This window comes from Lysinibacillus sp. NPDC098008, from assembly GCF_044760715.1.
Taxonomy (GTDB): domain Bacteria; phylum Bacillota; class Bacilli; order Bacillales_A; family Planococcaceae; genus Lysinibacillus.
Genome location: NZ_JBIWBA010000027.1, coordinates 1 through 22,584 on the forward strand (window position 1 = coordinate 1; position 22,584 = coordinate 22,584).

Consider the following 22,584-nt stretch of genomic DNA (forward strand, 5'->3'; position numbering starts at 1 on the left):
ACCAACCAGTATAAAGGATTTTTTTATGCTTGGAATAGATGACAGAAATTTCAGTTTAATTAAACGCGTTGGATTATTTTAATGCGACGCTAGTGCCCTTATATCTATTAATTTGAGCATTCCTAAAAACTGTAGCAGATGTTCCAAAAGCTATTCCCATTACCATATTATCCATATGCAATAAAGCTGTAATTGTTTTTTTATCTATAATTTTCTTTCTTAATCTCTCGTAACTTGGTAAAAACATCCAAGATTGCATTGTAACAATGCTATTAAAACCAGATGTTTTTAATAATTCAAATCCTCTTTCAATGAAGGTGGCGAATAAATCGCTTTTTGAATCAGGAAATTTACCATCAAGAAACTTTACTATATTCGCATTCATTCCATTTCTCCCCATATACGGTGGATTTGTGCATACAACATCATATTTTTGAGTTAATAATTTCAATTGATTTATTATCATTGGTAATCTTTCTACTACAACTTCTTTATCTGCGAATTCGAAAAGGTTTACCTCTTCAAACTTATACTTTTCAAGTGCATGTTCTAAAATATCCAAATCAATAAATTCAATATCTATTAGAGAACCGTATTCTTTAGCGTTCATGAAAGTATCTTTGATAGCTCTTAAAATACTATCTGAATCATCATTATTAGCAATAGCTCGAATCATTTCCTCAGTTAACCAATTGCTTTCTTGTATCACATAAATATTCGGCTTTATAGCATTTCTAAATACTCTGCGAGATTTTCCTCTTGCCTTCATCATCAATGCAAACGAGGCTAATTGCACTGCACGGTCATCTACATCTAAACCAAATAAATTTTTGCTTAAAATTAAATGTGGGATTTCATTTTCCACATATCCTTTTTCAAGATACATCTCGTAAAATACATCAAATGCATATACAAGGATATGTCCACTTCCACAACAAGGATCAAGGAATGTAATTTCTTCTGGATTTACATTATTATAGCGAATTTCTTCAAGTTGTTTTTTCACTGCTTCTTCTTGTTCAGCTTCATCTAAATAATATTTCCATTGTTCTTTTAGTGAACTCTCTGGGTAACTTTCCATCCAAATTCGCCCTAATGAATTTTCAACCATATAACGCACAATCCAATTTGGAGTAAACAATTGTGTGGCCGCTGGAAGCTTTTCTTTGGAAATTTTAATATTCTTTTTCAAGTTAGCAAATACTTCGTCTTTTTCTTCAGAAATATAATACTGATACAACCATCCAATAATCTCAACACTTTCCCAATCACTTTCAGCAATCACATTAGGATTTGTCATTTGACGTACAAATGAGTCTGTTCCAAGTAACCCTTCTGGGAATAGGATTTCTTTGTAATCTTCAATTGTTTCAAACATAAACGGCATATAGCGGTTTAAATCGTTACAATGCACTTTAATTAAATACTTAAACAGTTCATCCGTCTTATTCGCCATTTTCAGTTCATAAACAAGTTCTTTGTCTAATTCTAAATCAAGCGATAGTGCTTCTTTCATCATATCTGGCTCTGCACTGTCCACATTATATGATGATAAAACACGTACTTTCGTTGGTAAGTAATCATTTACTTCCATAAAGCGTAGTGCGATGAAACGGTTAAACCATGTATATGCTGTTTCCTCCATCACACGGTCAAAGCCGATTTCTTCAATTCGTTTGATTAACTTATTACGCTGGCGTCTTTCAACATCTGAAAGCTGTTTGCCGTCGATAAAGACGGCATCCGAACTTTCAACTGTTGCTTTCTGATTGGAGTCAGCAGTTATCCCAATTTTTCTCGCTTGAAGCTCAACACGTTCTAACAGCTCTTTACGTGCTTCTATTGCGAACTTTTTTAGTGCGCTTTTATTCACTTCACTCACTCCTAATCTTCGAACTCAATTTGCTTATTTTGCTTAATAATTGCTTTTAACTTAGATGATAACGTATTAATGTACGCATCCACGTCTTCTTCTGTAGCTAATGTTTTAATCGCTACTAAACGCTTCACATCGACTACTTCTTTTTGGATTTCATCTTCAGTGACAGTTGGTGGCTCTACACCAGTATCGCCTGCAACCACCTGGTCTAATGCCTTTTGGCGCTTCCATTCCTCAATTTCTCGGTGAATCGATTTTAACGTCTGCTCTTTAAAGTTCGCGCTTTGTGAAATCGTAGCATCTACTTTAAAAATGTCCTCAAATTGAGCAAGGTTTGCATGTAAACCATCATAGTAGCCTTCAATTCGTTGCTTCGTTCCCTGTGATACACCGTACTGCTTTGCGTGAAGCGTGCATTCATCGTAGTCTGCTTTTAATTTCTGTTGTGCTAATGCTTTTTTATCAGCTAATATAGCGACCATTTCATTGTTCAATACATGTACATAAGTTGAAATATCTTTAATTTTTTTGTAAGGGATTGGATCTTGTACAATGTCACGAAGTGCATTCATCGCTTCCTCTACTTCAGTGCTTGCTAAATAAGGTTTATTTTCTTCATATTTGGCAAGTGCATTTACGCCTTGTTCAAATAAATCTTTTTGATTCGTACTGAAGAAGCTTTTCACAAGGCTGACATCGTCTTTCCAATCCGCTAAATCGTCTTCCATATTTTTTAATTTCGTTAGGAACGAAACATTATCCAATTGCTGTGTAAACTGCCCGAAATATTCTAAGCCTTTGTCTAATAAGCTAAGCCCTGGATATTTTACTTTCGTTGCATAGTTCGCTTTATACTGATTGATTTCTGCAACTTGGTCACGGATCGCGTTACGAATTGCATGGATTAAGCCATCTTCATCATCTGGTAAATCCATTGGCGGGAAAATTTCTCGACAAATACTCTTCGCTCTTCGCAATAATGCTTCATCTACTTTAACACGCTTTGTAATGATGCCTTTATCCGCTTCCGCTGTTTTGCCGAACACCGTCACTAACTTATTCGTATCTTGCCCTGGCTCTAAATACTCCGAATTGTAGCGAATGCGAATTTTTTGCTCTTTTAATAGCTGAGCAATTAACCCTGCAATATCTAACTGTTTCCATCCGAAAGGTTTATCTGTAAAGCGGTCATAAATTAATTTCACGCGTACTTGCTTTTGTAACTCTTCTTGGAAGTTGATATATTCCATTACTTCGCTTTTCGCTAACGCATTTGGACTGCCATTCATTTGTTCATCAAATGTCACTTGTTGCTCGTCTGCTGAAAGAATCGAAATGAGTTCACGTTCCTGCTCGATAAACTCTTTGACATACGCCAATTTTGTATACGTGTTATCTACTAAATGCTTAAAGGCTGTGTTAATTTTTTCTTTTACCGAAGAACCTTTCACATCTAACTTTTCACCGTTCACATAAAATGCCCCGTCTTTAATGGCATCCTCTAACAGTTCACGTACACGACGTCTTCTTTCGCGCACTTCTGCCTGTTTATTGTTTAAAATATTTTGAATGTTTTCGGCGAGTTGTGTAATGTTCTTTTTCTTACGGTATTCTTCAATGCGAAGCGCTTCCTCAATTTCCTCGACATACGCCTCATTGCCACCCAGTTTGACGATCAATTCATCCTGACGCGAAGACATCATCATAAGCTCCTGATCACTCTTTTGATAGTGATCTGACAGCGGAGATAATACTTGTAGCCCAATCGATGCAGATTGTGAGCCATAAGCTTTTTCATCCATCATTTGGTTGTATGCAAATGTATATTGCTTCGAATATGCAAAACGCTTTTCCTCATATAAATCTTGGAAAATATATTGTGCTAATTCACGCTTCACTACTTCTTCATCAATCGTAATTTGCTTGATTTCTCGGTTAATATCTTGTTCGTCATCCGTTAAGAAAATGAAGTGATCGCCGTTTTGTCCGATTAACGTTTGACCGATTAGCTTTCTTAATGCACGTTGAATTTTTTCTTTTAGCTCCAGCTTATCTTCATCGATATGTGTCACCATTAACGTTGCAATATTATCAATGTTTGCTGGAAGCTCTTTAATGTACTTAATCATGAACAGGACTTTTAAAAGGTCTGTATTAAAGTCATCGTCAGCAAGCGCTGGGTTTACTTTTGCCCCTTCAATTACACGCGTAATTGTTGGATTTAAAAACTCTTTAATCGTGTCGTAAAAGGCATAGAACGGAATTAAAGCCCCTTCCTCAGCATCTTTGAACTGCAAGCCTGCTTCCTTGAACGCTGACAGCATTGAGCGCTCACCTTCTGATAAATGCTTACCAGATGAACCATGTTTACGCACTTGCTCAAATACATTTTGTAATAATTTGAATTGATATGGTACAAACGGATACACTTCCGCAAATTCCACATCATCTGCATAGCCACGTAGGTCGGCTGTACTTTCTTTAAAACTAATTAAGTTTTTCAAAACAGCACTTTTATTCGGGAAATCCGCACGTAAGCGATCGTGAATATGCGGTTGTTTTTCTAAAATACGCTTTTTAATAACCTCGTCTACTGAAATCGATGATAACGACAGACGCGTATCAAAACGTCCTTGAATACGTGAGAAGTCGTCCCCTTTTACTTTAATAATTGAATCGATGCTTTCCTGAGAAGTAACCATAATCCACACTTTACCTTGTGCATACGTCCCCAAATCTTCTGTAAGCGTTTGTAAGTTAAGCATCAAATTGCGGTTGTCACCAATGTATTGCCCAATCTCGTCTACAAGGAATACTAAATGAAAGTTAGAGCCCTTAGAATCAATGTACGATTTGACGTCCTTCGCAAACTTTTCAATGCTAATTTCAAAGTTGTTGACACCGTTGTCAAACCAGTTGCCAGCTGATTCCTCTGTCATATTATTTGCTTTCACTAAAGCACCGATCACATAATCACGGTCGAAGTAGAAGCTGTTACGACGCTCTTCCCATGACTCGCCTGCAAGTGCTTCAAATTCTGCCTTGAATGTATCGTATACGCCCTGTTCGTCTAAATACTTCTCCATCTCTGCTACACCTGGGATGTCCCCGTAATAGCCTCTGTGCTCATAAAACACCTTCATGAACACACGCAAAATGGCATCTTCTTTTGACTTATTATCTAAAGCGCTTTTCGAATCGATATTGAATAAAATAACTTCTGTTTCAACATCAGCAGTACGCTCCATATTGGCATAAACAAGTGAATCTTTAATTTTGTCGCTAAAGAAATCGACAGGCTTTTTCCCTTGCACTGGACTATTTTCTAAAAGGTAAGCCAGAATTTTTAAAAAGTGCGATTTACCCGAACCGAAGAAGCCTGAAATCCATACGCCCATTTTATCTGTATTACCATGAATACCTTTTAAATAGTTTTCATAAAACTTTGAGAAGTGACCATGTAATTCTTTGGTTACAACGTACTCATCTAACTCTTGATAAATATCTTCTTCATTTTTTTGTCCGACTTTAATAACGCCACGAATATCGCGTTCAATATCTTTTAAAAACATTTGCTTTAACTGCATTTGTATCCCTCCAATTAGTCGACTAAACGAAACGCACGGTAATAATTATCGTCCTTAAATTTGCTGAATAGCTGTAATGATTGGCCATCGTATTCACCTGGGAAAAACATTATGACAGGCGTTTTATCTAACACTTCTTGTAAATTGTTTAAAATGTTATGTGAACGGACGAATGGGTATACTTTCCCAACGCCTGTTAATAACACAACATTGTGGTCACCGATTTGCTCTTTAATTTTTGCTAAAAACATATCAGGCTTTGCAAAGGTTGTCATTGCTTTAAAGAGCGCATCTTTACCCTGTCTTGCTTCCATTTCTGGAATGCGATCAAAAATTCGTTTCTCTTTCGTAATTTCAATGAGCATTTTATACAAATCAAATTCAATCATTCTTCGATCGTACAGTCCGCCCTTAAATTCTTTATGAAGATTTGCTACATGGTCACGTACGATTAATTCATCTTTTGGATCATAGTCGAAAATGTAGAAGCTAATTTCATTACCTAAGCCTCGACCTTCGATAAATTTATCCTCTTTAATACGTTTGCTAATTAAGCTTAATCGTTCATTTAAAGTTGCCATATTCTCACTCCCCCATCGCTCTTAAATAATTTTTATCGCCTATTAGGTGGAGGTGCTCATTAATTCGATCATCAATCAGCATGCGATTTAATTCGCCTGACTTTAAATCTTTTAGCATACCTACTTGTAGCAAGATTTTTTTAAACACTTGCTTAAGCTTTGCAACAGTTGTTTCCGACCAGGAACTCATAAATTCACTTTGCTCCATTTTTTGCTCAAAAAATGAATTCACATCTACTTTATCTAAATAGTAGTTATTATTCGAAAGCTTCTCTTGAATGACTTCTTGCATAAACTCAAAAAACAAACGATCAAACTTCATAATGGCGTATAAGTTAATAACTTTCCCGACTTCAAATGACTCTTCGATAAGAAGCTGGCGCAACGTATCATCTAACAAATCTACGCGCTTTAAAATATAAGGCATTGCTCTTTTCACGCTTGATAATTTGTCGTATTGAAAAATATTCTCCTCTAAAACTTTCTGCCGAATCTCCTTATCCGAAAAACCTTGCTCTTTTAATTTTGCGATTTGTTTCACCTCGTAAAGCATAAATCCAGCACCTGTTAAGACAGAAGAATACTCTAATTCCATTGTCATACATTCCTCACTTTCAGACAATACTGTTTTCCCTTGAAATATCCAAAATTTTACTAACAATCGCTAATCGTCGTTTACCACATTGCTGTATGACGACTTTTGTATATTCATTATTTTTAAGTAGTTTGTCGTTATTATTTTCATATAATTTTTTAACATACGCATCCAGCTCGTCTTCCTTCAACTGATCTGCCCAATAACTATCGATTAATTGGTTTAATGCAACAGCTAATTCCCTTTGAGTTCGATAAAAACGCTTTAGCTCCAAAAGCTCACCCCATTGACAAAATTGTTATTCAATTCTAACTAATTTATTATTTTTTTCTTACTCAATTCTTATTCTAACTTTGTTTGTTATCGGTTTCAATTCTATCTGATAACTTTATTGAAAATAAAAAAGAGGCGTGCTTCTACCCTCAACCTTTTTAACATTTTCCCAAAATCATCTTTCATTTGTTGTTGCTCCTTACTCAAAACAATCCTCTCCTTTTTTACGTTTTCCAAAATGGAAATCCTGTTTTATGATCGTAATGATCTATATATCATAGATAGGAAGAGGATTTTGATAACGAAATTTTTGCGGAAGTTATGGAATAGTATAAAAAAATAGAGGTCATCCTCCAAAAAGGACAACCCTATTTACCTTCAAATTTATGCAGGCATCGAAAGTTTCTGTTTATTATCAAACATCTCTGGCTCTTCTAATTTTAACAATTCCATATCAATACATTTTCTGAAATATAATTTGTTTCCATTAAAGTAGATTTTAAAGAACGTTTCTTCACTCTCCCATACTTCATCAATATAATCTTTCTTTCTCTTCCCCCCTAATTCATTTACATAAATATGACGGGCGACTTTGGATATATCGTATTTTTCCCTATCATTGAATTTTAAAAAGACTGGCTTTTGACCTGTTGTTCGATAATAACTAAGAATATCTATAATATCTGACGTTAAATCGCCAGGAATTAGTTCAATATTTGAAAAGAACTCACAAGCAACATATCGTGCTAAACCAATCATTCTATCAGCATTCAAATATCCTTTTTCTCTTAATTCGTCGTCTGAATAGATAATTGGTAAATTTTCTATAAATTTGTTATACGCCTGTTGAGTGCTATCATAAACTAATATTTCACAATTTTCTTCATTCTCTTCACCCTCTTCTAATTTCTTCTTTAATGAGAACGAATAAATGCCGACTGGAATTGACTTACCAAACTCTAATTTTGCCAATTCTTCTGTCTTTATTAAACTATCTGCAACTTTTACAAATTCCTCAATGCTCTTTATTGATACATACCTCGAAATCTTTGCTGGTGTAGAACTCTCTTGTTCTTCAAAATCACCCCCTCCCCTGTAAAGTTGAGAAGGATTAACCCAAGCAATTTTGTCTTGCCAGTCATCAACAAAGCTAACGATGTATGCTTTTTCTGTCCCACCAGCTCTTGGTCCTCTCAAAGCCCTTCCAATCATTTGAGTCATTAAAATGTTCGAAGTAGTCTCTCTTGTTAAAAATACAGTTTGTACTGCTGGTATATCTGTTCCCTCAGTACAGATATTTACATTAATTAACACTTCTAATTCACCATTTTTAAATCTTCTAATCTTTTCTTTAATTGCCCTTGGAGACAAATCTACTTCTGTTTGCATATCGGAACCTTCCGATATTACATAATCGGACAAAATTCCTTTTTCCCTAAACAATGTATTCAGAGTTATTGCATGAGTTTTATTGATAGCAAACACAAGCAACTTTCCATATTCCTCTTTATTTTTCACATAAGATTCAACTATTCTGTTGTTTCTAATTTTGTTTGTTGCAATGTGAGAGGAAATTTTTGGAGGAATACTGTTAAAGATCTCAATGCTTTTCAAATCTTCGCCATTTAGTTTACCTATTGGAATGTGTGTTTGTATTTTTTCGAATATAGGTCTTGCTAAAATACCTCTTGAAATAAGTGTTCTCAGACTGACTTCGTAGATGATATCATCCACAAAAACTTTTTTTAGTAAGCCTCTTTCCTTTTCTGCAGTTCGAAACGGGGTGGCAGTCAGTCCCAATATCTTTGACCTTCTTGTTTTTTTATTCACAATCTCTATAATTTCCCTATAAGTTTTTGCCGTAGCATGATGTGCCTCATCTATCACAAGTAATACATCATCATTATATTTCAGCCAATTGTTCACTAAATGGTGAATACCTCTATACAGGCTGTCTTTACTCGCAACTAAAATATCATCATCTTTTTTAATGTTGGCAGGTCTGTCATGTTGTCCTGAGACAATTCTATATCTAAATCCTGCTCTATTATTTACTATGTTTGAATATGCATTTGACTTAAAATCCGATAGGGCTTGTTCTAATAAAGCATGACGATGAGCAATCCATAATACCTTCTTTCCATAGTTTATAAATCTCTCCAATGCCCATCGAACTGCTGTCGTTGTCTTGCCCCCACCTGTTGGCAAAACAACTAATCCTGCAAATTTATCTGTTGCGAGTATTTTATTATCCATTGCATTCATAGCTTCCAGTTGGTGCAAATATAGTTCAGTTTGATCATTTTCGCTCTTTACATTGATTATCCCTGAGTGTTTTCTTTTTACTAAAGTTTTCATTTGTCATCTTCTCCTTTTTATCAGATTGGAAAATACAGCAATTCTCTTAGGGTTCAACTAACACAATTTCTCATGGGAAATCACTCCTTTAACATCTTGTTGAAGTCCGTTCTTCATCGACAGACTTCAACTATGTAAGAGGAACGAAGAATAAATAAGACAGGTATGGAGTTTTCAAGGAACAAAAAAAGCTAATCTTACTTAGACATCAATACAACACCTAACCTCTTTTCCAAAAAAAGGACATACTTACCCCTTGGAAACATGAAAGTTAAACGTATTGAATTGAAAATCTAAGTAAAATTAGCTTTAAATATCAAAAAATATATAAAAAATTATCTGTAGTCATAATATAATGACTTGTTTCATTTAGTCAATAGATTTTTTAAAAAAATATCCAAAAAAAATCCATTAGCGTTATGGTTGCAACTCTATTGATTAAATCATATAAAAAATAACCACCCCGTAGCCTGGAAAACGGAGTGGTTCTAACATGGATCTACTTATTGCCGTACCTCTAAAGCTCAGCTATTTGAAAAAGGTAAGGATAATGAGAGTATCCTACTCTCATTATAATAAAGGCATTGCACTATTTACTCAACCATGTATAAGTAATCATAGAAATGTAAGAATTGTTTTATTACATAACAATTATTTATTTACAAATTTCGGAATTTATCGACATCATTAGTTGTGGTAAAATTGGCAAGGGCAAATTTTATGAAAGTAAAAGACGCAAAGCCAAGGGCCTAAAACGTATTTTCGTCATGGTAGCCTGGTTGCCAGGAATATTCCTGTATATTTTTCATACATCTTAGATTTAACTTTCCTAAATTGCCTTAAATTTATTGAAAGGAAATGTTTCTATTGAAAGACATTCTAATTGTGGATGATTCTCTCTTTATGAGGACTCATTTGAAGAACATTCTATTAAAAGCAAACGTTGATAATATAATAGAGGCAGAAAACGGTGTACAAGCAATCGAAATGTACAAACTCTATTACTCTATTCACCTGATATCGTAATAATGGATATTACTATGCCTTTATTGGATGGTGTTGATGCCTTAAAAGAGATAATAAAATTCGACCCTAAAGCAAAAGTTATTATGTGTACAGCAACAGGGGGACAACAATCAATAGTTCAAGAAGTAATACAAATTGGAATGAAAGATATCATCGAAAGCCGAATTTCCATAGTTTACATTCATTATTAAAAAGGATTAGTCAGGAGACTGAATAGAAAAATGCTCAATAATTGGTTGAACAATCATACCTACTTTCGCTTCGGTTTCTTTATCCTATTGATTTTAAGTGTCCTTTTAAATAGTTTTTTCTTCAAAATGAGAGCAATTATTTTATACTTTATATTTTTACTGTCATTTTTTTACGGTTTTTACAACAAATCCCTTTGGTTTTTAATCTTTTTTACTACGTTAGTCGTTACATATAGATTCTTCCTAATACCTGAACCATCAGATGATGCCATGAGTTTTATTATTTGTTTACTCACATATCTTGTCATAACCTTCATATCGGTTGGATTAATGAAGAATGCTCAAAAAGTCAAAGAAGATAATATAGAGTTAACAAAAGCTCTGGCGAATGCTTTAGATTCCAGAGATACATATACATTGAATCATTCCGAAAATATTGCAAAGTATGCTGTAGCAATTGCTGAAAAAATGAAATTATCTAAGGAATCATGCAATGTGATTCGCATTGGAGGTTTACTACACGATATCGGAAAGATTGGTATTCCCGAAAACGTATTAACTAAACCTGAGAAATTAACGAATGATGAATTTGAGTTAATAAAAAACACCCACAAATCGGGTATGAAATGATAAAACACGTTAAAGGTTTTCATAAAACTGGAATAGAAATTGTACTTTATCACCACGAACGTTTTGATGGGAAAGGTTATCCTTCTGGGTTGAAATGGAATCAAATACCATTATTTGCTCGTATAGTAGCAATTGCTGACACATTTGATGCCATGACTTCTAAACGAAGGGTCTATGAGGTAAAATAGAATTTTGCCCCCCATATTACCAAGTTTTTTATTTTTTATTCGATTACATTAAACCTACTATGTCTAAGACTTCCTTTATTTCATCTGAGGCATGCCAAAACTTATAATCCAACTTTCTATATTGTAGTAGCTTAATAATCTCATTTAAAGCAACAAGTCCTTGTAGATCAACCGATTCAACCTTACTAAAATCAATATCTAATTTAGAAAAGTAAGACGATTGCTGGACTATACTCTCTTTGACTTCGTCTTTTATCACATTAAGATTATTTGAAAGTATTTTAGGCATTTCAACTATCTTTTCACCGTTGATAACAAATCACTCCTTTAATTAATTGTCCTGTTTATTATTCCCCTAATAGCTTTCAAGGTGGAATGTCCTTTGCTGTTTCAAAGGTGTGACTAAACTTTAAACTTATGAATCAGACCATCTAATTGATTGGCTAATGATTGTAATGAGTCACACATAGCAGATAATTCTTGCATTGTAGCACTTTGCTGTTGAGCAGATGATGCTACTTCCTCTGAACCAGCTTTTGATTCCTCTATAACCCCTGCAGTATTCGTTGTAGCTTCTACAATCTGCTGATTCATTGAAGATAATTCTTGCATTTCAGAACTAATATGCTCTATCTGTTGTTTTATTCCGAATGTAGATTGATTAATGTCATTTATATTCTTCTCCACATCATTTATAGAATTTATCAAACCATTGATTTCAACTTCACTTACTTTCATATCTTCAACAATTTGCTTTATACCACCTTGAACTGTATCAATTAAATTTTGTATCGTTGACGTTGAGTTACTGGATTGAGAAGCAAGTTTTCTCACCTCATCTGCAACAACTGCAAAACCTTTACCTGACTCTCCCGCTCTTGCGGCCTCTATAGCCGCATTTAAAGCTAATAAATTTGTTTGCTCAGCAATATCGCTTATAACATCTATTATTTTGCCGATTTCATCGGAATGTTTATTTAAACTGTTTACATTTGATACGGTTTCATTCATTTTTATTTTTACTGCTTTCGATTTTTCAATGGAATTAACAACTGCATTTTTCCCTGTCTTAACCAATGTATTTACTTTTGATGCATTTTCGTCAACCCTTTGAACACTGATCACAACTTGTTGACTGGATGAAGATATATCTTTTGCAGTATCAACAATAATGTTTATATCGCTTTCAATTTGCTCATTACCACTTGATATCTCCTCCACACTGGTTGCAATTTGTTCAGACGCTTCTTGTGTCTCCTTTGAAGCCCTTTTAACCCCATTCGTCTGACTCTTTAAATCATTACTTGATTGTTGAATCTCTTTAATTAATCCCTGTATCTTATCAGCCATTCCATTGAAAACTTGACTTAATTGTTCAAATTCATCTCCTGATTTTAAATTAATTCGCTTTGTAAAATCATTTTCTGACAGATGATGGGCTAATTCAGTTAATTTAGATAATGGTTTTTTAATGAAAAAGCGAATAATAATATATGCCCCAACGGCCCCTAACAGAATGCTTACCAATGCAGATATAATGTTTAGCATAAGAATATTGTCAAGGTATTTATCAGAAATCCCCAAAGCTGTTGCTCTAAGAGAAATAATAAAAAACATTAAAACCACAATCATTATTGTGAGTTTAACTTGAAGACCAAATCGAATTTTACTTATCTTACTTTTATTACTATTCATCCTCTCCTCCTAAATATTCAATTTAATTGTCAGACTTCCCCATATATTTATCTCTGAGTTACTATTAGGTTGAATTATTATTAAATTAGCATTTTTATAACTTCACTTTTCTTCAGCAAAGAATATGACCTAAAAAAATTAAAAGAAAGTTCCAAACGGTGATACAAATGAGACAGGTCATATTTTTTAAATCAACCTGTAAACTTCGATATTTATCGACAAATATCACTATGTTAAAAAGTCACAGTTAGATTCTACTAAATTAAGACTTTAAAATAAAGGGTAAAATTAGAATCTTCATGATAAACATTTGTCAAGAATTAGGACAAAAGATTTTGTATTTAGCCTTTTTCGTAAATTAGAATCTAAATAATTATATCTCTTAGGAGATACAAAGGATTATGCTTAATAAAATTAATAAATGGTTGAATCATCCCGCTTACTTTTGTTATATGTTTTTTATACTTTTCATCTTTAGTGTCTTTATATAGTTTGGAATATATATTCTTTACACGGTTAATCTTAATATTGTAGTCTAATTAAGTGAAGTAAGTTTTCACCTATTTTCCTTACAATTATTATATCGTTCTCCACAAATTCTTTTCCTTGATCCATTGATAATACAGCTCTATTCGTTTCTTGCTGAATATCATCAATGATTCCTCGTATATTTTCTCCAGCACTTGTTGATTGTTCTGCTAATTTTCTTACTTCATCTGCAACTATGGCAAAGCCTTTGCCATGTTCACCTGCTCTTGCGGCCTCTATCGAAGCATTCAGAGCTAACAAGTTTGTTTGTTTTGCAATTTGAGTAATGATTTCTACAATCTCTACAATTTTTTCAGATTTATTTTCAAGCGATTGAACTACTTCAGCAATTGATCCAACAGCCTTTTGAATTTCATTCATCTGGTTCATTGTACTGCTAACCAGTTTATAACCAGTTTCAGCTTTTTTGCTCGTAGAATTAGATGTATTGGCAACAACTTGAATGGAAGAAGCCGATTGTTTCATCCCCTCTGAAATTCCGTTTGCTGAACGTACTAATACCGTTGTGTTTTGTGTTTGCCCTTCTGCTCCCGAAGAAATTTCTTGTATTGAAAATGAAATTTGTTCAATCGCTTTACTATTTTCACTTGCAATTGTAGTTAGTTGATCTGAGTAGCTTGTTACTTGTGATGCCGTTTGATGAGACTTATCAATCAATTCTCGGAGATTACTAATCATATGATTAAATGTATTGGATAATCTACCAATTTCATCTTTTGATTTATAAAGAATTGAAACAACTAAATTACCTTCAGATGCTTTTCGTATAGCTTATTCAACCATATTCAAAGGGCGAATAATAATATACCGAACAAAAAGTAGAATTAGTATAGTTGTTACAATCAGTGAGACAAAGGTATTGATATAAACTCCAAATGATCCTGTAAAGTAATTTTTGATAAAAGCGTTAATATACGCTGAAATAGGGGAGCTAATGAGTAAGCTCAAAATAATTGCCCCTACCATTTTTAATCCAATTCCCTCTTCACTTTCGGAATACTTAGCAATTGTGAGACGTTTGAAAAGATATCATTCTTTCCAACATTCATATTTTGTTTTTCCATTTATTTCTTCCTTTCGGTAATCCAGCCATCATAGTTATTTGTCTTAGACTTGTTGACTTTGACTCCCTGCCTTTCGTACAGGTTTGCCTTTATCTTGGTTTCAATTTAACTTATGTTAAACTTGAATATGTTTTAAAATTGTTCCTTCCATCCTCTTTTGCCTGATATAGTGCTTCATCTGCATGTTTCATCAGTTCATGTTTTGTTACCCCATCCTTAGGATAAAGAGAAATTCCAATACTGGATGTTGTATAAAAAACTTGTTCTCCAATTTCCCAAGGTTGCTGGAGAGAGTCAAGGATACGTTTAGCAATACTTATGGCGTCTTTCTCATCTTGGATTTCAGGGAGAAGAATGGTAAATTCATCGCCACCCTGTCTCGATAAAGTATCACTATCACGAAGACATTTCTGTACTCTTTTGGAAAATTGTTGAAGGAGTTCATCCCCTACATCATGACCTAATGTATCATTAATCAGTTTGAATTTGTCTAAATCCATAAATATTACTGCCATTTTCCGTTCATAACGCTCTGCTTCACTTAAGGATTGCTCTAATCTTTCTTTAAAAAGTCTTCGGTTAGGAAGTCCTGTTAGCGTATCATGAAAGGCTAAATATGTTAGTTTTTCCTCATACATTATTCGTTCTGTAATTTCCCTGGATACAGATAGAAAGTGTTCAAATTGTCCATCTTCAGTAAATATTGGTGTAATGTTTGCTTCAAACCAAATCCAATTTCCATTTATATGTTTAAAACGATATTCAATATTGCCACTTTCTCTGCTCTCTAAAATAGATTCTAACTGATTCTTAACACCCTCTGCATCAGCTTCATAAACCCAATCTAAAGCACACTTTCCTTCATAATCATTAGAAGGATATCCCAACACTGTTATATGCGAAGGAGACGCATATTTAACATTAACATCTTCATCTATCACGCATACAAGATCGGTCATGTTTTCTGCAATTAACCGATATAGTTCTTCACTTTGACGAAGATCTTCTTCTCCCTGCCTTCTTTCTGTTATATCTCTTGCCACTTTCAAAAAGTGAAGGAGATTTCCATTTTCGTCATAAACAGGGCTTCCTGTCGCTTCGAACCATAACCATTCTTTCTTTTGATTTTGCACACGAAATTCTACAGTTACGCTTTCTTTCGTAGCCATCATTTCTTCAAAAAATCGGGCAAATTTATCTACATCTTCAGGGTGAACGATATCATGAGCTAAACTACCTTCATATGCTTCAACAGAAAGACCTAATACAAGTCCATGAGAAGGTGAGGCATACTTGACTTCCCCTTTCGTGTCCAATACAGCAACCAAGTCCGTCATATTATCTGCGATTAAACGATATTGGTGTTCACTTTTGAGAAGGGCTTCTTCGGCCTGTTTTCTGGCTGTAATATCACGAAACAACAATTGTACAGCTATTTCCCCCTCATACAAAATCCCTACTCCTGTATACTCGATATAAAACGGAGTGCCATCCAAACGAATCATTTTATGCTCCATCATTTCAAGAGTATTCCCCTCTGCTTGTTGCATGTATTCAATCCGTTCCGTTGCGATCTCTCGAACTTCAGGAGATATAAAGTTTAATATGGATTTTCCAACGATTTCGCTAAAATGCGTACCCCCAAATAACTGAACACCAGCTTGATTGATATATTGAATAATTCCTTTTTGGTGTACAACAATTGGTTCAGGAGAATAATGAACCAATCTCTCGTATCTTTTTTTACTTTCTTCCAACTTCTGTTCTGTATTTTTTCTTTCGGTTACATCACGAAGCATGGTTAAGATAGCAGGATTTCCATCATAATTAAATGGTACTGAAGTAATCTCTGCATATATGGTATCTCCATCAGAGCAGTTCATTTTCATTTCAACAAATGGCAATTCTTCTCCCGATTTAGCCATTGATAGTCTTTTCTTTGAAACTTCTTTAAAATCAGGATGGAGATAGGTATCAATAGTTTTTCCGATAGCATTATCTTCTTTTAGCATCTTTAAAGCAGATGGGTTCGCATACACAATCGTACCATCACGATGAATCACGATTCCTTTTGGAGAAAGCTCTACTACCTTACGATATCGCTCTTCACTTTCTCTTAATAATTTCTCTAATTGTTTACGCTCCGAAATATCTCTTGTAATCCCTGCAGTTCCTAAAAGGTTACCCCTCTTATCTAAAAGAGGAGAAAATGTTAAACTGATTTCAACAGGTGACCCATCCTTTTTTATGCAAGTGGTTTCCATTGTTGTTATTTGTTTGCGAAGTTTTGCCTTTTCAAGTAGCTCCTCTTGTTGATGATTTCGGTATTCAGGAATAATCGGTAGCTTTTTACCAATGATCTCTTCTCTTTTCCAACCATACAGCTTTTCAAAAGCAGGATTCACATCCAAAACATTTCCATCCAAGTCTAAGAAATCAATAGCATCCATTGTGGAATAAAACAAGGCTTTCATGCGTTTTTCCATTTCATTTAAGGTAGCTCTTGTATTATGAAGTTCGGTTACATCTTTACCGATTCCAAAAATCCCGACAACTTCCCCGTTATCCCATAAAGGAATATTTTTTACTTGTAAATAAATCTTATCCCCATTTTTATGGAACAATTGTGTTTCATACTCTGGTGATTTTCCTTTTAAAACCGCTTGATATTGTTGATAAGTAAATTCCTTGTATTCTGGTACTAAAATTTCTTCATAATGTTTTTCTTGAAGTTCTTCTTTTGAAAATCCAAGAATTTTGCTTGTTATTTGATTTACTTCCATAATCATGCCATCTACCGATAAGATAAAGATAGCATCAGGATTATATTCAATGATAGATTTATAGCTTTCTATGGACATTTCTTTTAATCGTAAACTCATCTTTCCATTTCCTCCTTCGGCAACCCAGCCGTCATAGCATTCACCTTAGACCTGTGGCTTTGCGTCTCTGACTTTCGTACAGATTTGCCTTTATCGGTTTGTTCCTGAATGATTTTATTTATCAACTATTACTTTTGGAATAAACTTTCCATTTTTCACATAAGATTTGGTTCGTTCTTTTTTATGCTGAAGAGGCAAAATAACTTCAACTATTGTGACTTCATTTATTTTACTTTTGATTTGAAACATACCATTATTTTCTTTATCAGTTTTTTGATCTATCATTAGACCCTAATCTGTTCCCTATTCTTTTGTACTAAAATATGAATATGTATCTAATATCCCAATTAATCACTGGATATTTTAGGCGATAAACCAATATTTTTACTTATACTGTCAAAAGGCTCTTTCTGCCTCTTTTCTTGTAGTAACATCCCGAAAAATGGCTTGGATAGCTAACTTTCCATTATACTGTATACTAACTCCTGTTCCTTCGATATAGAAGATTGTGCCATCTTGCCGAATCATTTTATATTCCATAAAATGAGTGTGACTTTCATCCCCCTGTTCGATTATTTGTATCCGTTCCACCGCTTTTTTTCGAGAATCGGGATGGAAAAAGTCTAAAAAAGATTTTCCAATCACTTCATTGTGGTCGTTAAAGCCAAGAATCTTCACACCCGCATCATTCATATATTGGATCATTCCATTTTGGTGTACCACCATCGGTTCAGGTGAGAAATTCATCAATTGTTTATAACGCTCTCTACTATCGGCTAAAGCCTGTTCTGTCTGCTTCCGCTCTGTTATATCGCTATACACGACCATTATCGCAGGACTACCATCATAAGGAATAGGTACAGACACAACCTCGATGTCTATAACTTTTCCATCTTTTCGTATTATTTTTATTTCGGTTAACGGACATTCTATCCCTTGATTGAGTTGAGAAATCATCTGATGTGTAATGTCATAGTAATCGGGATGCACATACGAGAAGATGGATTTTCCTATTAAATCATCCTCTTTTGCAATTTCCAAAGCTGTAGGGTTGGCATAAAGAATGATTCCATCTCGATGAATTAAAATCCCTTTAGGAGAATATTCTACGACTTTTTGATAACGTTCTTCACTTTCTTTTCGTTTTGTTATATTTACGCAAGAACCAATAACCTCTACAACTTGTCCTCCTCTGCGGACTGGGCGAAGAGAGGCAAGATACCAAATACCATTATCATATCTTTCATACGTAACGTTTTCTTCACCTTCCCAAGCTCTTCGATAATAAGTTAATTTTTGTTCAGCATCTGTTTTGGGAAGAAAATCAAATAACTCCTTCCCAACTATATGTTCTGAGGAAAGACCCAGTCGATATAATAACTCGCCATCACATAAGGTATGAATGAATTTTCCATTTTTCTCAACAAACTTAAAAATCATCCCTTGTTGATTTCTAACAGTATCTCTCAGTTCTTGACGAGAATTTTCCAATTCTTCTTCCAACCATTTTTGTCTACTTGTTTCTTGTGGAATCCCTTCCCTTTGAATCACTTCTCCTATTTCAAAAAACTGTTGCTCAAATTCCTCTACAGGTAACGGTTTACTAAACAAATACCCTTGTCCTGTATTACAAAGATTTTCCTGTAGAAAAATCAAATGGTCTTTCGATTCAATTCCTTCTGCTATGACTTCCAATTTTAATTGATGAGCCATAGCAATAATCGTTTTGACAATCGTGGCATCCTTTGTATCCACTGTACAATTGCGAACAAAGGATTGGTCAATTTTGATAATATCTATTGGAAGCTCTTTTAAATAATATAAAGAACTATATCCCGTTCCAAAATCATCCAAACTAAGTTGGATACCAAGCTTTTTCAAATCCTCCAAAATAGTAAGAGCGTTGTGAACATCCATTAACATGCTCTCCGTAATTTCCAACTCAAGAAATTCTGGTTCAAGACCCGTCTCTTCTAAAATCTGCTGAACCACTTCAACCAAGTTCGATTGATAAAATTGACGAGCAGACAGGTTAACCGATACTTTCATGGGCGAAAAACCCGCTTCTTGCCATTCTTTGTTTTGTTTACAAGCGGTACGTAATACCCATTCTCCAATTGGAAGAATTAAACCTGACTCTTCTGCAAAAGGAATAAATTCATAAGGAGGTACAAGCCCCTTATCTGGATGTTTCCAACGTATTAGTGCTTCTGTTCCAATGATTTTTCCTGTCTCCAGATTAAGTTGGGGCTGAAAATAAAGAACAAATTCATTTTTTTCCATAGCTTTTTTTAGACTCAATTCCATACTTGATGTGTTTATTGCAACCACCCCCATCAATTAATCTTTTTTATTGCTATTCTAATTAGATTCATTGTTTTTCTACTTTCTTGTTTTACTATTTTTAATGTCGAATTTCATAGATTATTATTTTTAATTCAAGTCAACTGATTAATTTTAATTAAAGAAAATAAAAATTCAATACATTTTTCTCCAAATGTCCTAAACACGTTTTAAGATGTACTATTTATATCAACTTTAAAATTTGCCACCAGCAACCACTGCACCTAACTTCTTCTCTATAAAAAACACGAGCAAAATTAGGTTCAAAAACCAGTTCAACTCATGACACGAAACAAATAAGCTATTTATTATTTTAGAATTATTATTATTAAAGCTTACAGGTAATAAACAACAATAAGACGAATAATCTTCCTTAATTTGCACCAGATTAAACATGTATTATCCTTTGGTGACCTTATTCAGTCTAAACGGTGAAAAAGGAATAATACCGTACATCGAAACACTTTTATCACATTAATTTCCAATTCAAACTTCGTGAAAGAAGATAGTTGGGGGAGACAACACATTAGATTTTATTGATAATTAAGAAGAGTAACAATAGCTTAATTTACTTTCAGGAACATATACTGAGTTAAAACGATACTCACAAAGCAAACCATTTGTCATTTCTCTATATCCAGTAAATGGAGAAATTTTTACATCCACATACATTTCGATGTTATTTTTTCCCTTTCTAACCGTTCTAAATTGAACTGATTTATATTCAGTTAAAGATTGCTTTAAGTATCTATTCGCTTGAAATCTTAACTCCATAGGTACATGTGGTAGAAAATTTTCTCTCTTACCCAGAACCTCATACTTCTTAAACCAAAAAATTCCTCAAACACCTATTAGCTGATATAACTTGACCACTCACATCTAAAATGCAAATCCCAGATGTAGTATGATCAAACCCAATATACGAATCACATTCCAAAAATCTAATCATATTACACCGCCTTTTTATAATACAAAAGAATCATATCTAATATCAGACTATCTACCTAAATAGTATAAACTAATTCCAAATCAATTCCAAATAAAAAAGACCTACGGTTACGAGAATTTTTTCCTGGCTTTCCTTCGACCTTGATCCTACCTTTTTTGTAGATAACCGAGTTTTTTGGGTGAAGACATTTGTTCAAATTAAATTCTTTCTTTATTAATCAATTGACAAGAAGTAAGACTCAATTTTTCCTACTGCCTTTTATCTATTATAGTTACAATCTTAACTTCAATAAACATTAGGCAAAAAAATAGAACCATCCCGAAGCCTGGTAAGCGGGGCGATTCCTCACATAGATCTACTTATTGCCGTATCGAACCATCACAGTTCGCAATATCATACTTATCCTCAATATAACCAATCTAATCCAATCTCGCAAGGCTATGTAAACTTTTTCGCTTATATAATTGAAATTTAATTCTGCTTTTATTTCTAAAACCTATTTTCCTTTCTTCTACTTTGACTCAACGTAATTTAGTTCTTCCCCGCCCTTCCTCAACTCCCAATCCCACTCAAACCCTTCTCCCCCAAGGCTTCCAACCCATTTCTCCCTACTCCCTTACCTCTATTCTCTGTAATAAAGTTCTTCCCAATTCGCCCCATTTTCACCAATTTCCAAGCCCTAACGCCCTAATTCCTTACCCCTATTCTGTAATTAAGTTCTTCCATATTAGTGGTAAGGATGAAGGGTAAAGGAATGATTATTCTTGCTCTTTTTCAGGCTTTTCTTCCCGCTCTTCTCTCTGGTTCAATCAGCTTCAAATCCCTTTACTGACAGGCTTTTTCTCGCTTTAATCAATCGTTTGATCAAGCAAAAAAGAACCGAGAAAACGAACCAACGGTACGACTCCCAATTCTTTTATAGGTTTTATATATAATGTTTGCTCCCGTTTTCTCCCCATTCAGATACCAACTTAATTACCGCAGGTACGAACTTGAATTACGAGAGAGAACTTAATTTGGGGAAGACAACAACTTGTAGTCGTCAAAAATAAACATTCCATCCCCCCTTCTCCTAAACCCTTGCCATTCCTGCTTTTTCCCCATTTCTCCATTTCCCCAATTTCTGTAGGTAAATCGGTTGTTCCCTAATCCGCTCCTTTTTTTCCCTGTTTTTTTGTAAGAATCATAAAAATAGTACTACATTAAGATTCACGTTTATACGCGTTCATTTTTAATCAATCTTTTATATTTTCTTTCGATGCTAATCGGAGTTCTTTCAAGAATTTCACCGATAGACTTATAGGTCTGACCTTGACTTCTAAGTTCTAAAAGCATTTTTTCCTCGTTGGTTGTCCATGAGCGATAATGATTTCCTCTTATTTTTCTTTTTTGATATCGTAATGCATCTACCCATTCTGGCTCAGGTGGAATCGCATTAACTTCCATTTTAGAAAAGTCAATACGGTCTTGATGGTCAAACGCCCAAATCCAAAATTGATTAGGGTCTATAAAATAAAACATTCTGGTTTTACACGTTCGTTTCTTAGTAACAGGTAAACCACAATTCGTTACCCAATGTTTAACAGTTGTTCCGTCTACGTTTAAAACTTGGGCTAATGAACCCATTGTGAACAAACCGAGTTGTTCTTTCGTATCCCCTATTTTTAATCGTTTCATTTTAAGTTGAACTCCCTGAACAGGTCTGTTCAAATTTTTAGCAATTGTATTTAAATTAACCTCTCCTACATTCTCATATAAATAGTTGACTTCTTCTGAATTCCAAATTTTAGCCAT

Annotated in this window: 13 protein-coding genes, 3 pseudogenes and 3 riboswitches; of the genes and pseudogenes, 2 read left to right on the top strand and 14 right to left on the bottom strand. The window is 34.2% G+C overall.

The features are described 5' to 3' along the window. Window positions 1-73 precede the first annotated feature (73 nt). The 6 genes from pglX to ACIQVU_RS17725 all read right to left on the bottom strand — a co-directional run bounded on the left by pglX (window position 74) and on the right by ACIQVU_RS17725 (window position 9,273). On the bottom strand, window positions 74-1,873 hold the full coding sequence (pglX, locus tag ACIQVU_RS17700; RefSeq protein ID WP_402896526.1) for a BREX-1 system adenine-specific DNA-methyltransferase PglX: 1,800 nt from the start codon (window positions 1,871-1,873) through the stop codon (window positions 74-76). Window positions 1,874-1,884: 11 nt separating this feature from the next. After that, window positions 1,885-5,466: a BREX system P-loop protein BrxC gene (gene brxC, locus ACIQVU_RS17705; RefSeq protein WP_402896528.1), complete on the bottom strand. Its 3,582-nt coding sequence runs from the start codon at window positions 5,464-5,466 to the stop codon at window positions 1,885-1,887. Between the two features lie 14 nt (window positions 5,467-5,480). Next, window positions 5,481-6,047: a DUF1788 domain-containing protein gene (locus ACIQVU_RS17710; RefSeq protein WP_402896530.1), complete on the bottom strand. Its 567-nt coding sequence runs from the start codon at window positions 6,045-6,047 to the stop codon at window positions 5,481-5,483. A 4-nt stretch (window positions 6,048-6,051) separates the two neighbouring features. Continuing rightward, window positions 6,052-6,648: a DUF1819 family protein gene (locus ACIQVU_RS17715; RefSeq protein WP_402896532.1), complete on the bottom strand. Its 597-nt coding sequence runs from the start codon at window positions 6,646-6,648 to the stop codon at window positions 6,052-6,054. A 13-nt stretch (window positions 6,649-6,661) separates the two neighbouring features. Then, window positions 6,662-6,916, bottom strand: a complete 255-nt coding sequence (locus ACIQVU_RS17720; protein WP_402896534.1) for a TIGR04540 family protein — start codon at window positions 6,914-6,916, stop codon at window positions 6,662-6,664. Window positions 6,917-7,299: 383 nt separating this feature from the next. Next, window positions 7,300-9,273, bottom strand: a complete 1,974-nt coding sequence (locus tag ACIQVU_RS17725; protein ID WP_402896536.1) for a DEAD/DEAH box helicase — start codon at window positions 9,271-9,273, stop codon at window positions 7,300-7,302. Window positions 9,274-9,973: 700 nt separating this feature from the next. After that, a riboswitch (cyclic di-GMP riboswitch) is annotated at window positions 9,974-10,060 on the top strand. Between the two features lie 71 nt (window positions 10,061-10,131). Between ACIQVU_RS17725 and ACIQVU_RS17730 the strand changes: the two are divergent. Then, a pseudogene (locus tag ACIQVU_RS17730) lies at window positions 10,132-10,490 on the top strand (response regulator). Between the two features lie 330 nt (window positions 10,491-10,820). Further along, a pseudogene (locus ACIQVU_RS17735) lies at window positions 10,821-11,308 on the top strand (HD-GYP domain-containing protein). A gap of 43 nt (window positions 11,309-11,351) precedes the next feature. Here the strand turns inward: ACIQVU_RS17735 and ACIQVU_RS17740 are convergent. The 8 genes and pseudogenes from ACIQVU_RS17740 to ACIQVU_RS17775 all read right to left on the bottom strand — a co-directional run bounded on the left by ACIQVU_RS17740 (window position 11,352) and on the right by ACIQVU_RS17775 (window position 22,584). Then, window positions 11,352-11,597, bottom strand: a complete 246-nt coding sequence (locus ACIQVU_RS17740) for an STAS domain-containing protein (protein ID WP_402896538.1) — start codon at window positions 11,595-11,597, stop codon at window positions 11,352-11,354. Window positions 11,598-11,710: 113 nt separating this feature from the next. Beyond that, window positions 11,711-13,003: a methyl-accepting chemotaxis protein gene (locus ACIQVU_RS17745; protein ID WP_402896540.1), complete on the bottom strand. Its 1,293-nt coding sequence runs from the start codon at window positions 13,001-13,003 to the stop codon at window positions 11,711-11,713. A 522-nt stretch (window positions 13,004-13,525) separates the two neighbouring features. Next, window positions 13,526-14,209 (bottom strand): methyl-accepting chemotaxis protein, encoded by a 684-nt coding sequence (locus tag ACIQVU_RS17750; RefSeq protein ID WP_402896542.1) that lies wholly within the window; start codon window positions 14,207-14,209, stop codon window positions 13,526-13,528. Between the two features lie 12 nt (window positions 14,210-14,221). Continuing rightward, window positions 14,222-14,320 (bottom strand): annotated as a pseudogene (locus tag ACIQVU_RS17755) (HAMP domain-containing protein); the annotation flags it as partial. 308 nt (window positions 14,321-14,628) lie between these two features. Continuing rightward, window positions 14,629-14,714, bottom strand: a riboswitch (cyclic di-GMP riboswitch). 12 nt (window positions 14,715-14,726) lie between these two features. Beyond that, window positions 14,727-17,498: a PAS domain S-box protein gene (locus tag ACIQVU_RS17760; protein ID WP_402896544.1), complete on the bottom strand. Its 2,772-nt coding sequence runs from the start codon at window positions 17,496-17,498 to the stop codon at window positions 14,727-14,729. 15 nt (window positions 17,499-17,513) lie between these two features. Continuing rightward, a riboswitch (cyclic di-GMP riboswitch) is annotated at window positions 17,514-17,597 on the bottom strand. Between the two features lie 15 nt (window positions 17,598-17,612). Continuing rightward, window positions 17,613-17,783 carry a hypothetical protein gene (locus ACIQVU_RS17765; RefSeq protein ID WP_402896545.1) on the bottom strand — a complete coding sequence of 57 codons (171 nt, stop codon included), beginning with the start codon at window positions 17,781-17,783 and terminating at the stop codon, window positions 17,613-17,615. 111 nt (window positions 17,784-17,894) lie between these two features. Continuing rightward, the gene (locus tag ACIQVU_RS17770; RefSeq protein ID WP_402896547.1) at window positions 17,895-19,835 is read right to left on the bottom strand and encodes an EAL domain-containing protein; all 1,941 of its coding nucleotides are present in this window, start codon (window positions 19,833-19,835) and stop codon (window positions 17,895-17,897) included. A 2,170-nt stretch (window positions 19,836-22,005) separates the two neighbouring features. Beyond that, complete coding sequence (locus ACIQVU_RS17775; RefSeq protein WP_402896549.1) at window positions 22,006-22,584, bottom strand: DNA-binding protein; 579 nt, start codon at window positions 22,582-22,584, stop codon at window positions 22,006-22,008.